At 65.0% G+C, this 13,307-nt stretch carries 8 protein-coding genes; 3 read left to right on the top strand and 5 right to left on the bottom strand.

From position 1 onward, the window contains the following. Window positions 1-291: 291 nt before the first annotated feature. The 3 genes from AC6H42_RS03405 (at window position 292) to AC6H42_RS03395 (ending at window position 4,143) form a co-directional block, all read left to right on the top strand. On the top strand, window positions 292-2,139 hold the full coding sequence (locus AC6H42_RS03405) for a glycoside hydrolase family 2 protein (protein WP_057156269.1): 1,848 nt from the start codon (window positions 292-294) through the stop codon (window positions 2,137-2,139). A gap of 230 nt (window positions 2,140-2,369) precedes the next feature. Then, a complete protein-coding gene (locus AC6H42_RS03400; protein ID WP_057156270.1) occupies window positions 2,370-3,287 on the top strand; it encodes an MBL fold metallo-hydrolase in 918 nt (305 codons plus the stop codon). A gap of 82 nt (window positions 3,288-3,369) precedes the next feature. Further along, the gene (locus AC6H42_RS03395; RefSeq protein WP_057156271.1) at window positions 3,370-4,143 is read left to right on the top strand and encodes a hypothetical protein; all 774 of its coding nucleotides are present in this window, start codon (window positions 3,370-3,372) and stop codon (window positions 4,141-4,143) included. A gap of 10 nt (window positions 4,144-4,153) precedes the next feature. On the opposite strand, the gene AC6H42_RS03390 is transcribed toward AC6H42_RS03395, so the two are convergent. The 5 genes from AC6H42_RS03390 to pelA form a co-directional block, all read right to left on the bottom strand. Continuing rightward, window positions 4,154-4,516 carry a cupin domain-containing protein gene (locus AC6H42_RS03390; RefSeq protein ID WP_497547415.1) on the bottom strand — a complete coding sequence of 121 codons (363 nt, stop codon included), beginning with the start codon at window positions 4,514-4,516 and terminating at the stop codon, window positions 4,154-4,156. 149 nt (window positions 4,517-4,665) lie between these two features. Next, window positions 4,666-7,674 (bottom strand): TonB-dependent receptor, encoded by a 3,009-nt coding sequence (locus AC6H42_RS03385; protein ID WP_497547414.1) that lies wholly within the window; start codon window positions 7,672-7,674, stop codon window positions 4,666-4,668. Between the two features lie 25 nt (window positions 7,675-7,699). Beyond that, on the bottom strand, window positions 7,700-9,079 hold the full coding sequence (locus AC6H42_RS03380; RefSeq protein WP_497547412.1) for an oligogalacturonate lyase family protein: 1,380 nt from the start codon (window positions 9,077-9,079) through the stop codon (window positions 7,700-7,702). Continuing rightward, window positions 9,076-10,506 carry a glycoside hydrolase family 88/105 protein gene (locus AC6H42_RS03375; RefSeq protein ID WP_497547411.1) on the bottom strand — a complete coding sequence of 477 codons (1,431 nt, stop codon included), beginning with the start codon at window positions 10,504-10,506 and terminating at the stop codon, window positions 9,076-9,078. Before AC6H42_RS03375 ends, AC6H42_RS03380 begins: the two co-directional genes overlap by 4 nt. Continuing rightward, window positions 10,503-13,142 carry a pectate lyase gene (pelA, locus tag AC6H42_RS03370; protein WP_497547410.1) on the bottom strand — a complete coding sequence of 880 codons (2,640 nt, stop codon included), beginning with the start codon at window positions 13,140-13,142 and terminating at the stop codon, window positions 10,503-10,505. The genes AC6H42_RS03375 and pelA overlap by 4 nt, the downstream gene beginning before the upstream one ends. Window positions 13,143-13,307: the final 165 nt, after the last annotated feature.

The following is a 13,307-nucleotide window of genomic DNA, read 5'->3' as shown; positions in this document are numbered from 1 at the left end:
CGAGCTGAAGCCGGGTGGGCTTGCATGGTGGCCGATTGCCACCGAAGTAAGTTTGCATCTCTGTCTCCATAATGAATGAGTGTTCATTTTGTTTTTTTTTGGATTATGCGGATGCTTTTGTCATAACGCAAGAAGAATTCGTCATGACGCGCCGAAATCATGCAGGTGTCGCTTGAGCGGCTCGCCGGCAGCAATCATCAACATGAGCGCACCTGAGCGGCAAGGGAACCTATACTCGATGGATACTAATATTTCAGCCCCGGCTGCCACCCGCCTCCAGCCTCCACATTCATGAATACACTTGCCAATGCGCTGTTTATACTATTTGCGTGGATCCTGGCCGGCGCCCCGGTTGCTGCGCAAGGTTTCCGCCCCGCGTTCCTGCTCACGGGGGCGCACAACCGGAACAGCCAGGATCTCTCGGGCCAATGGCGCTACTCGAAGGACCTGTACCGTACCGGTCTCACGGACATCAATGGCTGGGTCGCCAAGTCCCGCATGCAGCGCTACCGCGATATCGATATCGCGGCCCAGGAGGCGCGCGGCGGCGCCGACTTCTTCGAGTTCGACATGGACCGGGGGCCGCTTATCAATGTGCCCGGTGCATGGAACGCCGCCGAGCCGGCCTTGCGCTATTACGATGGCCTGATGTGGTTCCAGCGCAAGTTCAAGGCCGATCCCTTGCAAGGCAAGCGCGCCTTCCTGCGTTTCGAGGCGGTCAATTACCGTGCTTATGTTTACCTGAACGGCAAGGAGATCGGCCGGCACGAAGGCGGCTTCACCCCCTTCGTGCTGGAGGTCACCGACGCGTTGCGGGCCGGTGACAACCGCCTGACTGTCGGCGTCGATTCGCAGCATGACGCCCAGTCGATTCCAACCGCGATCACCGACTGGGACCTGTACGGCGGCATCACGCGCCCGGTGCGCCTGGTCATCACGCCGGCCACCTTCATCGACGACGCCACGCTGGCCCTGCAGCAGAGCGGCCGCATTACCGGCGAAGTGCGCCTGCAGGGGCCGCAGGCTGCGGGCCAGCAAGTCAGCGTCAGGATCGGCGCGCTGGCCACCGCCGCTGCGGTCACCGACGGCCAGGGCAGGGCCGTGTTCGACATCCAGGCACCCGCCGGACTGGCGCGCTGGACGCCGGAGCAGCCCAGCTTGTACGACGTGCAATTCAGCACCGCAGCCGACGCAGTGCGCGACCGCATCGGCTTCCGCACGATTGCCGTCGAGGGCAACCGGATCCTGCTGAACGGCAAGCCGATTTTCCTGCGCGGCATATCGCTGCATGAGGAAGAGTTCGGTCCCAACCCGTCGCGCAATATGACGGAGAGCGCATCGCGGGCGCTGCTGCACCAGATCAAGCACGGCCTGCATGGCAACTATGTACGCCTGTCGCACTATCCGCATTCGGAGGTGACGGTACGCCTGGCGGACGAAATGGGGTTGCTGGTGTGGAGCGAGATACCGGTGTACTGGACGGTGGACTGGGACAACCCCGCCGTGCTGCGCAAGGCGCTGGCGATGCAGGCCGAGACGGTCTACCGCGACCGGAACCGCGCGTCGGTGATCCTGTGGAGCGTGGGTAACGAGACGCCTGTGTCGGTGGCCCGCACGCGTTTCCATGGGGCCATGGCCGACAATGTCCGCGCGCTCGACCCTACGCGCCTGGTCAGCGCCGCGCTGCTGGTCGAGCGCAGGACAATCGACGGCAAGGACGTGATCGAGATCCAGGATCCGCTGGCGGGCAAGCTCGATGTGCTGGCGGTAAATACCTACGCCGGCTGGTACGGCAGCGATACCCTGGATGCCTTGCCGGGCCTGCACTGGAAGGTGCCCGGCGACCGGCCCTTGATACTGTCGGAATTCGGGGCGGACGCGCTGGCCGGCTACCGCAATGACGGCAACAAGAAGTTCACCGAGGAATACCAGGCCGAGTACTACCGCAAGACGCTGGCCATGGCGGACCAGATTCCGAATCTGCGCGGCATGTCCCCGTGGATACTGAAAGACTTCCGGTCGCCACGGCGCGAACATCCGGTGTTCCAGAATGGCTGGAACCGCAAGGGGCTGCTGTCGGAAAGCGGCGTTCCCAAGGAGGCATTCGGCGTGCTGGCCGATTACTACGGTAAGCGGTAGCGCAAGAAATAGCGCAAGGTGCGCTGTGCGCTTGCTGCCAGCGGGCGGGCGCAACATAATGGAGCGCCTCTCCCAAAAGTGGCGCTTGGTGCGTTTCAGGCACCACTGTGCGTCCGTTGGCAGGCCTACCGCCGCGTTCCCATCACCTCTACGATAAAGGCATGCAATTTGCTGCCAGTCGCCCGACTGGTCAGGCCCGGACGACCGGGCCGTCTTAGAGGAGATGAATCATGTTTGCTGTAGATAAGGCCGAGCGCGCCGTCAGCCGGCACACCGAAGAACTGGTGCCTTCCCGTTACGCGCTGCAGGTTGGCGAGATAGACGTGCTGATCGTCAGCGACGGCGTGCTGCCGCTGCCCACCGCGACCATGGCGACCAACGCCACGCCCGACGATCTGGCCAACTGGCTGGATTACATGTTCATGCCGCGCGACGCCTTCGACTGGCCGCTGAACGTGATGGTGGCGCGCAGCGGCGCGCAGACCATCCTGGTCGACACGGGGTTGGGATCGCAGTTCTCGGGCTTCCCGCGCGCGGGGCAGTTTCCGCAGCGGCTGAAGGCCGCCGGCATCGCGCTGGACACGGTGACCGACGTGATCATCACCCACATGCACATGGACCATGTGGGCGGCCTGCTGGCCGACGGCGTGAAGGAGCAGCTGCGCCCGGACGTGCGCATCCACGTTGCCGCCGCCGAAGTGGAATTCTGGGACGCGCCCGATTTCACCCAGACGGTCATGCCGACGCCGGTGCCGCCCGTGCTGCGCTCGACCGCGGCGAGCTTCCTGAAGGAATACCGCAGCAAGCTGCGGATTTTCAAGGACCAGTACCAGGTCGCGCCGGGGGTGGTGGTGCGCCTCACCGGCGGCCACACGCCGGGGCACAGCGTGGTCGACCTGACGTCCGAAGGCGAACGGCTGACCTTCGCCGGCGACGCCATGTTCCCGGTCGCGTTCGACCATCCGGAATGGCAGAACGGCTTCGAACATGATCCGGAAGAATCGACCCGTGTCCGGCTTGGCCTGTTCCGGGAACTGGCGGAAAACGGCGGGCTGCTGGTGGCGTCCCACCTGCCGTTCCCCTCCGTCGGCCGGGTGGCCGTGGACGGCGACGCCTTCCGTTATGTGCCGGTGATCTGGGATTTCTGAGCGAGTGTCACCGTAGCGCCGCAGTCGCGGCCGAATAGTCGTCGTTGGTCTTGCACATTATCAAGAAAGGTTGGAAGATGGCATGGCGTGCCGGGAAGCGGGCCGCCTGCCATTCACCATCATTGCGGAGAGCGCTTCCTGGTACGAAGAATCTTGTGAGAACAATACCGGAGCCAAGCGCGTGAATAAGACCAATGAACAATTACTGGCAATTATGGCCGATGAGAAAGTCGCGTACGTAATCGAAGGAAAAGAAGCCTATATCAAGCTCGCCAACAACCAATACAACACATTTCAGACCTCGGTTGTGGAAGGCCTGGAGCAGCTCGATATCGCAGGCGACAAGAAAAGAACGCTGTGGTGGGTGGACCTGGCCATGTGGCCGCACCTTGCCGACGGCATCCTGCAGCAACTGCAAGCCGAGCCTGGCGCCAAGCCCGACGTCAGCATGCTGTGGAATCCCCGCCGCTCGGTGAGCCACAAGGTCATTGACAACGGCGCCCAGTCGGCCAAGCTGCAATCGATGACCGTGATGGGCGGCCGCGTGCTGTCGCTGGAGACCAACATGACGGTGGGCGGCGCCAGTGGCGGGATCCAGAAGCTGGCCACGGCCATCTACACGGAATTCGCGGGTTCTTATGAGCTGACGCAAGCGGACCCGCGCCACATCGGCACCCACCGCGACCAGACCCTTCCTCCGCAGCACAAGCACATCGTGAAACGGGGCGGCGGCGAGTGGAGCGCCGACGATGTCGATACCGTATATGCCCTGGCGATGAGCCTCGGACTGACCGAATGGGATCCTGTGTTCGGCGCCAAGAACAAAAAAGTACGCGATCTTTCCAAGAAAGCGTAAGCCTGCCGCGTCAGACTTTGCGGTCGACTATCACGTAGTGCTTCTTGACCGGCTCCAGCACTTCGAACACGCCCCGGAAACCGGCCGGTATCACCAGCGCCGCGCCCGGGCCCGCCTCCACGGCGTGGCCCTGCTCGTCGATCAGGCGGCAGCGGCCCTCGGTGACGAAGAAAAACTCATCCTTTCCCGCGGCGAACTCGATGCGCCAGCTGCCCACCTCGCACGCCCAGATTCCCGCCGCCATATCGCCGTTCGCGCTGTTGAAATGGTTCCAGGTTGTGCGCGCAGGATTGCCCTGCAAGCGGCGCTCTTCGCGCGGATGGTCGTATTCGGGCAGCGGCGCCTGGGCCCTGAAATCGGTAATGGCTGGCATGTCGGACAGGCGGGAAAGTAAGGACCCCGCGATTGTACATGCGCCGCCAATCGATCGACATAAAAAAGGACGCGGCAACAGGCCCGCGTCCAAGAACGCCGGGGCACGCCCGGCGCGGAGGGAAGGGTGCAGCCGGCGGGCGGCGCGCGTCAGAACTTGTAGTTCGCCCCCAGCACGTAGGAGCGGCCGGATTTGCCGTAAAGCAGGGTGTCGTCGCGCTCGGTGTCCTTGCCGTAGCGCAGCGGCTCGTCGGTCAGGTTCTGCGCTTCGAACGACACGCGCAGCTGCGGCGTGACGTTGTACGACATCGACAGCCCGACCTTGGTGGACGGGTCGGCGAACGAATGGTCGCTGCCGTTGGCGTTGCGCAGCACGTCGCGGATGAAGCTGGAGCGGTGCGTGGCCGACACGCGGGCGCTGAACTTCTTGTCCTCGTAGTACACCGTCAGGTTGTAGGCGTTGGGCGACAGGCCGATGAAGTTCGCTTCCTCGGTCAGCTGCTCGTTGGCCGGCGTGCGCGGATTGTCCACCCGGGTGATGTAGGTGATCTTCGACTTGACCTTGGTGTAGTTGGCCAGCGCGCCGAAATTGCTCCAGGCCCCGGGCAGGAAAGTGAACGGCAGCTGCCAGTTCACTTCCAGGCCGTCCAGCGGACCGCCCTTGGTGTTGACCATCTGGCTCACGCTGACCTGGGTATTGGGCTGGATCTGGCAGGCGGGCGTGCCGCCTGTGATGGAGCAACCGGTGGCGGTCAGGTAGGAGTTCGACAGGCCCGTCTCGGCATACGTCATCAGCTCATTGGTACGCTGGATGAAGGTCTTGATGTTCTTGTGGAACACGCCCACCGAGAACATCGCGTTCTTCGCGTAGTACCACTCGGCCTGCAGGTCGAAGGTGTTGGCGCGGATCGGGTCGAGCGTTGGATTGCCGATCGAGACCGACTGGCCGGTCAGGTTGATGGAAGCCGACGGCGCCAGGTCCACGTATTCAGCGCGCGACAGGGTCTTGCCGGCCGAGAAGCGCACCAGCAGGTCTTTCGGCAGCGTGGCCGTCACGTTGAAGGCCGGCAGCCAGTCGCGGTAGGTGTGTTCCACCACGCGCGGCACCAGCTGGCCGGCAGGATCCTTGATCAGCTGCATGGCGGTGGTGGTGGTCTCGGCGCCGCGCACGCCCAGGTTGCCGCGCAGCGGCAGGCCCCATGCGTTGACCTTGAAGTCGCCCGACAGGAACAGTGCGTCGATTTTCTCGTCCACCTGGCGCTTGACCTGGTTGGCCAGCACGTATTCCGACAGCGGCACCGCGCTGCAATGGCATTCGGTGTTGTATACGGACTGGAACTTGTCCATGTCCACCGCCGCCCAGGAGGACGGCACGCCGGCACCCAGGCCGCTGCCAAAGCCGGACAGCTGGCGCGTGAGGCTGGCCAGCGAAACCCCGGCCGGCAGGCCCTGGATCGGAATGCCGCCGGACGCGACCTCGTAGTTGAACCAGCTGTTCCTGCGCGCGGACAGGCCGCTGCGCAGGGTGAGATTGTCGGTCAGCTCGTAGCTGGCGTTCACGGAGTTGGTTTTCAGGCGGTTCGAGGTGCGCAGGTAGCGTCCGACGAAGTTGCCGTGCACGGTGCCGTTGGCTTCCTGCGGACCGAACGAGAAGTTGTTCGGGTTGGCCACATCCATGCCGAAGTCCAGCGCCGGCACGCCGCCTTTCGAGAAGTCCCAGGTGAAGCCGTTGACGTTGGGTGCGTCGATCTGCACGGTGGCGCGGTGCGGATTGTTCAGGCGCGAGTCGGACACGCCCAGCATCAGGTCGACCACCAGGCGGTCGGTGATGTCGCGCTTGGCCGACAGCACGCCCTGCTTGAACAGGGTGGTGTATTCGTCCACCAGGCCTTCGCTGCGGATGTCGACCCCGTTGAATTTGCCATAGGTCCAGCTGCCCTTGTCGTCGAACTTGGCGTCCACGATCGAGGTTTGTCCCTTGCCGTTTTCAACCATGTCGCGGCCGAAGGAGATGGCCTGGATGTAGTTGTCGTAGCGCTTGTTGCTGTAGCGCCCGCCCATCAGGTCCAGATTCAGCTCGGTGGCGCGGTCGGGGCGCCATTGCAGGGTGCCGGTCAGGCCGGTGCGGTCGTATTCGGTCTGCGAGCGGCGGTAGCGCGGAATGCGCGGGTGGAAGGCGCCCGAGCTGCCCGGCGGCGCTGCCACGGTGCCGCCGAAGTCGTCCTTGCGGCCCATGATCTCGTTGTACAGCGCCAGATTGCCGGAGCGCGGCACGCCGAAGCCGCAGTTCTGCGCGTCGATGCCCTTGGCTGCATTGTTGAGCGGGTACTGCGTGGCGGCGCCGATCGGCGAGCAGAAGCCGCCGTTGACGGAGCCGGCTACGATGTCAACCGCCTCGTATCCTTCCTCGATGGCGCTGCGCTTGGAATAGGCCAGCGCCACCAGGGCGCCGACCTTGCCGACCGGCGTGTCCCAGCGGTTCGAATACAGGGCGGTGAGGCGGGGCTGGGTTTTCTTCGAGACCGTGTTATACAGGCCTTGCGCGCCGATGCTGGCGGTTTCGCCCTTGAAATCGAAGGGGCGCGCGGTGCGCAGGTCGACCGTGGCGCCCAGCGAGCCTTCTTCAACCCCTGCCTCGGAAGTCTTGCGCACGGCCAGGCTGTTAAACAGCTCCGCCGCGAACACGCTGAAGTCGAACGCGCGGCCGCGGTTGGTGCTGCCATTGATGTCGGATGCGCCGGTGGCCGTGGTGCCCTCGATGCCGTTGATGCGCACGCGCGTAAAGCCCGCGTTCAGGCCGCGCACGGTGATCTGCTTGCCTTCGCCGCCGTCGCCCTGCGCCACCGATACGCCCGGCACGCGCTGCATGGATTCGGCCAGGTTTGCGTCCGGAAACTTTGAAATGTCCTCGGCCTTGATGATGTCGATGATGCCGTCCGAATTCTTCTTGATGTTCAGCGCGTTGTTCAGGCTTTCGCGGAAGCCGGTCACCACCACGGTGTTTTCCGCAGCCGCTTGCGTGGCGGCTCGGGGGCCCTGAGCCTGCGCTTGTGCCTGCGCGTGCGCCTGCGTTGCTCCCACCAGGGCGATGACGCCCATCGCTATTTGCCGCAGCCGCGCGTGTGGAATGCCCGCCCGGTACTGAATTGCTCTTGTCATGCTGTCTCCTCTTTGTTTTAGTAAATCAGATGCCGGTTTCCACCGCGTAGACGTGGTTGGCGCCATGCATATTCGAGACGAACACCAGCCATTTGCCGTCCGGCGTGAAGCGCAGGTTGGGTTCCAGGCGGTAGTCGTGGGCCGACATGTCCACCAGCCGCGCCGACTTGAACTTCTCGATGGTGGTGAGCTTGTCGTCGTAGGACTCCAGGTCGGCGTCCACGATGGGTTCCGCTTGCAGCAGCGAGATCCACTTGCCGTCCGGAGCGTGGGCCACCATGTCGAAGTCGCCGCCGTCGCTGGCGAAGGTCTTGTTGTCCGGCGCGATATTGAAGTGCACGCCCCAGTCGTTCTGCTCCACGCGCTTCCACACCCGCTTGCCGGTAGCCAGTTCCAGTCCTGCCACCCAGAACACCTGGCCGCGCGGAGTCTGCAGGTCGTACCACAGCCATTTGCCGTCATGGCTGAAGAACTCGTGGCCCCATATCTCCATGTTCATGGTGCGGGTGTGCGCGCTGCGCAAGCCGCTGCCATCCGCGTTGATCAGCTTGATGCGGTCCACCCGGTGCCAAGGGCCTTCCATGCAGAAGCGGATCAGCTTTGGATCGGTGGGCGAGAACTGGGCGTGGCCGATCCAGTCCTCTGTCTTGTACAGCACCTTGCGCGCACCGGTTCTCAGGTCGATGGTGAACAGTTCGGCCGGCACCCGCGCGGTGAAGCGTTCCATCATGCGCACGCCCTTGGCCTTGGCGAAGTTGAGCGGCTTGCCGTCCGGCCCCAGGGCCGCGTATTCGGCCTGGCCGAACTGCTGTACGCTGGCCGCGTCCTTCGGCTGCAGCGGCTTGGCGCCGTAGGACACGGCGCCAAGCAGCAGGGTGTCGTCGGCGTTTGCACCGTTGATACTGCCCGCCTCGATGCGCGCCAGCTTGCGCACCTTCCGGCTATCGACGTGGATGGCGTAGATGGTCTTGGGTCGCTGTGCGGCTTCGCCTTCGCCCGCATCGGTAACGGCGTACACCGCCTCGCGGGTGGTGCGCAGCATGAACAGCAGCTCGTTCTCCTTGCCCTTGATCAGCAGGGAGGTCTTCCAGTCCTTGAGCCTCACCGCCACGATGCCGGACGGCGACTTGATCACCATGACGTCGCCTTCGGGCGTGTAGGCGTGGCGGTAGAAATAGAGCACGCCGGACGCGTCCTGGTCGGAAATACGGATGATGCGGCGGCCGGTCTTCGCGTCCTTCCAGTCCCTGGGAATGGGCGCCCCGTGCGGCGCGGCAGGGGCCGGGGGCGGAACGGGCTGCGCTTGCGTCTGCGCCCGGCTATGCGCGGATGGCGCCAATAGCGGCAGCAGGGTGGAGGCGGCCACGAGGTTCTTCAATACGGTACGGCGGCTTGCTTGCGTCATTGCTGCGTCCTTGCTGGGTCGTAGGAGAGGGCGCGGGTGGCCCGCATTTCCTGATCGCGGCGGGCTTTTTCCGCTTCGCCGATCACGGTTTTGGGGGCGATGGGCTGCGGTGTGGTGGCCAGGATGGTGGCCTCGTCGTCGCGCGCCAGGGCCGGTTCCGGCAGTGCTTGCGCCGGGCCGTGCAGGCCGATGACTTCCAGGCCCGCCAACAGGTAGGCGCCGGTGGCATAGGGACCGACATCGTCCGCGCTGGTTGGCACGGGCCGGTCGCCGGTCTTCTGCGCCGCGCCAACCAGGCCATTCGGCAGCACGTGCCGGTTGAGCGCCGCCCAGCCCCTCGTGACGGCCGGCTGGTAGGTCCTGCGGTCCAGCAGGCCGTGGTTGATGCCCCAGGCCAGCGCGTACACGAAGAAGGCCGAACCGGAGGTTTCCGCTTCGGGGAAGTTCTTCGGGTCGTTCAGGTCGCTGCGCCACAAGCCGTCGGCCTGCTGCAGCTCGGCGACGCGGCTGGCCATCTTCTTGAAGATGCCGGTATAGAAATCGCGTCCCTCGAAATCGGCCGGCATGGCTTCCAGCGTGCGCGCCAGGCCGCCCATCACCCAGCCATTGCCGCGCGCCCAGTAGATGGACTTGCCGCCGGTGCCCAGGTGGTCCTTGTCCTTGAAGCGTTCGTCGCGCAGGAACAGGCGGTCCTGCTCCATCCACAGCCGGGCGGCGGTGCGCCGCCACTCCCTGTCCATGGCGCGGAGGTATTGCGGGTCGCCGGTCAAGGCCGAGTGGCGCGCCAGCACCGGCGGGGCCATGAACAGCGCGTCGCACCACCACCAGATCAGGGCTCCGGTCTCCTGCGCGCGGTTCAGATGCGGCAGCATGAAGTCGAGCCGCTGGCGCAGCGGCATGATGACGCCCTGCTGGCCACGGCGGGCATACAGTTCCTGGTACAGGTCGCCGATCGCCAGTTCGTCGGCGTTGAGCAGCAGGCGGTCGGCACGGGCGCCGCGCAAGGCGTAGTTGTAGTGCTCGGCGGTGGCGGTGAGGAAGCGCAGCGTGTCCTTGTTGCCGGACACGCGCGCCAGCCGCGCCGCGCCGACGTAGAAGGTGGCGGCCACCCAATTGGAGGATATCTCGGCCAGGTTGGAGCCGGTCGAGAGCTGGATCGGGTGCCGGCTCATGTCGGCGATTTGCGCGGCCGACACGTAGTCCAGCGCCGCCAGCACGGCCGCGCGCGTTGGCAGCTTGTCAGGCGCAAAGGCCATGTCGGGCCGGGCCGGCGGGGTGAGCCAGCTGGCTTCGATACCGGCCACCGGGGCCGGGCTGTTCCTGGCTGTGTCGGCAGCGAACGACGGCAGTGACGGCAGCGCGGACGCGAGCAGGCCGAGCATGGCGAAGGACAGGGTGTTTTTTCGTACGGCATCGGCTCGTTTCATGGTGCCGCCGCAATCTGGATGTTCTCCGCGTTTTCCAGCGCGATGGGCTGGCCATTGCTGCCGGCGATGCGGCTGCGCCTGATCTGCACGTTGCGGGCGTGGCGGATGGAGCCGGCTGCTTCCGCTTCCAGGTCGACATCCTCCATGTGGATATTCTGCAGCGGCGCATCGGCGTAGGCTTCCAGCTCCACCGCCGTCTTCAGGCCTTTGGCAGTAACGCGGCTGATGCGGATGTCGCGCACCTGCGGCAGGCCCTTGTCGCGCGGGACTTGCTCAGTCAGAGTCTTCCAGTAGGCCGGGGCGTGCTTCACCTGGTCCGGAATCTTGGCGTAGCTGTAGGCCGGGAACCAGTTGAGGTTGATGCGGATGCCGGTTTCGGCCTGCTCCACGTCGATGTCGTGGATATCGATGTCCGACGCACCGCCGCCGCGCGTGGCGGCCGACTTGAACAGGATGCCGTAGCGCACCGGCCCCACGACTTTCAGGTTGTGGACCCGCACCTTGCGGATGCCGCCGGAGGTTTCGGAACCGAAGGTGACGCCGGCATATGCCGAGCGCACGGTGGAGTTGCGGATGACGACGTTCTCGGTGGGCCGGTTCACGCGCAGGCCGTCGGCGTCGCGCCCGGCCTTCAGGCACAGCGCGTCGTCATTGGCGTCGATGTCGGCGTTCTCCACCAGCACCGTGTGCGAGGAGTCGATGTCCACGCCGTCGGTGGACGGGCCCTTGCCGTCAATATTGTTGCGCACGGTGATGCCGGAGACTTTCACGTCGTGCGAGTACACTACCTGCACGGTCCAGAAGCCCGAACGCATCAGCTGCAGGGGCGCGCCCTGGGGGCCGTTGCCCAGTTCAACGCGGCTGGAATTGTAGATCTGGATCAGGCGCGGACGCTGCGCATCGTAATCGGCGGCCCAGCGCAGGCCGCGCGCCTCGTAGTCGTAGCGGATCGACTGGAAGCGGTCCCAGAACACCTTGCCGTTGCCGTCGATCGCGCCTTCGCCATAGATCTTCACGTCGGTTTGCTGGTAGACGTTGAGCAGCGCCGATGGCCATGCCAGCTCGATGCCGGCGATGCGGGTCGGCATCACCGGATAGGCCTTGATGCCCTGCGCGCCGGCCAGCTTGACGCCCTTGTCCAGCCGCAGCGCCATGCCGGATTTCAGGAACAGCGAGCCGGTCAGGTAGGTGCCCGGCTTGAGCACCAGCGTGGCCTTGCGCGCCGCCGCGGCGTCGATGGCCTTTTGCAGGGCCGCCGTGTCGTTGCTCACGCCGTCGCCCCTGGCGCCAAAGGTTTCGGCGCGTACGATCGCGCCGGACAGGCCGCGCGGCGCGGCGATGGCGATATCGGAGGCCGCCTTCGCGTGGACGTCGATGGCCTTCTGCGGCGCCGAGTTGTACCAGGAATAGCCGTTGCGCCGGCCCTTGGAGATATTGTTTACGTCATCCTGGATCGATTTGTCCCAGTCGCCGAAGATCGGCTTGCCGGTCCGGATGTCGTAGTTGCGCGACCAGATCGGGCCCGCGCCCGGCTTGTCCACCAGTTTGCGGCCTTCCTCGTCGCTCACCTTGGTAAAGGCCTTGCCGTAGATGGCGTGCGCCTTCAGCCAGGCGATGCCGGCATCGACCGCAGCCTTGATCTCCGGGGTCTGCTGCGGCTGGCGCATCAGGAACAGCAGCACTTCGCTGCTTTCCGCGCTGGCCAGCGAGCGCATTTCGTAATTGCGGGCCGAAATCGGCCGCAACGTAATGGCGTCCACCTGCTGTGGCCAGACGGTCTTCTTGCCGTCGACTACAACTTGCGCGTCGAGTATGGGCCTGATTGCGCGGGCGCTGGCGGCGCCGGCCTGTTCGCGCAGATCCTTGGCCACGAAGGCAAAATCGGCATGGCCCTCGGCGATATCCTCCAGGATCATGGCCGCTTCGGCCACCGCGTTGTCGTTGAAGGTGATGCCGTCGTGGAAGCCGCCTTCCAGCGGGAAGTTCTGCGGCCAGCCGCCGTTGGGATACTGCGCCATCAGCAGGTAGTTGATGGCCTTGGCGATGCTGGCGCGGTAGGCGTCGCCGTCCTTGCCGGGCAACTGCGCCTGGACCCGGCCCAGGAAGCGCATCTCGGTGGTGGTGGCGCCGTTGTCCAGCGTACCCACGAAGGTCCAGAAGCGGTCGCGCGGTGCGTCGAAACTGCCGGTGTCGAGCTGCATGGTTTCCGCGTCGTTGGCGAAACGCTGGCCGCGCAGGCGCGGCGGGTTGGTGCGGTCCTGGTTCTTGCTCCAGCCGCCGGAAGGCGTCTGGAAGCTGACGATGGTGTCGGCAATGGCGCGGGCTTCGGTGGACCCGTACCAGGCGGCTTCCTTGGTCAGCGGCATCTTGCCGCTGCCTGCCACCGGCGGCGGCGGCGGGGTCTGGCCCGGCTGGAGTTCGGCGGCCAGGCTGTCGCGGTCGAACCGTTCCTGCTTTTGCGAGCGGGCGATGTAGTCGGCCCATACGGCGCGCTGCGCGGCGGGCAGCTCGGCTAGCCGCGCCAGGCCCACTTCGGGGGCCGGGGTGTTGGCGCCGACCACCGCGCTGAACGCCGGTGCGGCGAGCGCAAGGCACATGGCGCCAATGACGCCTGCCCTGTTGTCAAATCTCATCATGTCTCCTTCTTGTTTTGCCGGGCGCATGCTGCCCCGTTACTACTTAAGACTAGCGAACGCGAAGCTTCCTCAAGCAAAACCGCAAACACGCAAAAACATGATTAATTGCGCCGGGCGGGCCTATACAACTTCACTTTCGGTGGTGCCGTATGGTTGAATGACCAG

It is taken from the genome of Massilia sp. NBRC 108631 (assembly GCF_059704565.1).
Note: the sequence above shows the minus strand (reverse complement) of the source record. Positions and strands in the feature narration are given on the sequence as shown.

Coding starts and splice junctions, on each gene's coding strand:
- AC6H42_RS03400 (WP_057156270.1), top strand. CDS start 2,370: ATGTTTGCTGTAGATAAGGCCGAGCGCGCCGTCAGCCGGCACACCGAA.
- AC6H42_RS03390 (WP_497547415.1), bottom strand. CDS start 4,516: ATGCCAGCCATTACCGATTTCAGGGCCCAGGCGCCGCTGCCCGAATAC.
- AC6H42_RS03385 (WP_497547414.1), bottom strand. CDS start 7,674: ATGACAAGAGCAATTCAGTACCGGGCGGGCATTCCACACGCGCGGCTG.
- AC6H42_RS03375 (WP_497547411.1), bottom strand. CDS start 10,506: ATGAAACGAGCCGATGCCGTACGAAAAAACACCCTGTCCTTCGCCATG.
- AC6H42_RS03405 (WP_057156269.1), top strand. CDS start 292: ATGAATACACTTGCCAATGCGCTGTTTATACTATTTGCGTGGATCCTG.
- pelA (WP_497547410.1), bottom strand. CDS start 13,142: ATGATGAGATTTGACAACAGGGCAGGCGTCATTGGCGCCATGTGCCTT.
- AC6H42_RS03380 (WP_497547412.1), bottom strand. CDS start 9,079: ATGACGCAAGCAAGCCGCCGTACCGTATTGAAGAACCTCGTGGCCGCC.
- AC6H42_RS03395 (WP_057156271.1), top strand. CDS start 3,370: ATGGCGTGCCGGGAAGCGGGCCGCCTGCCATTCACCATCATTGCGGAG.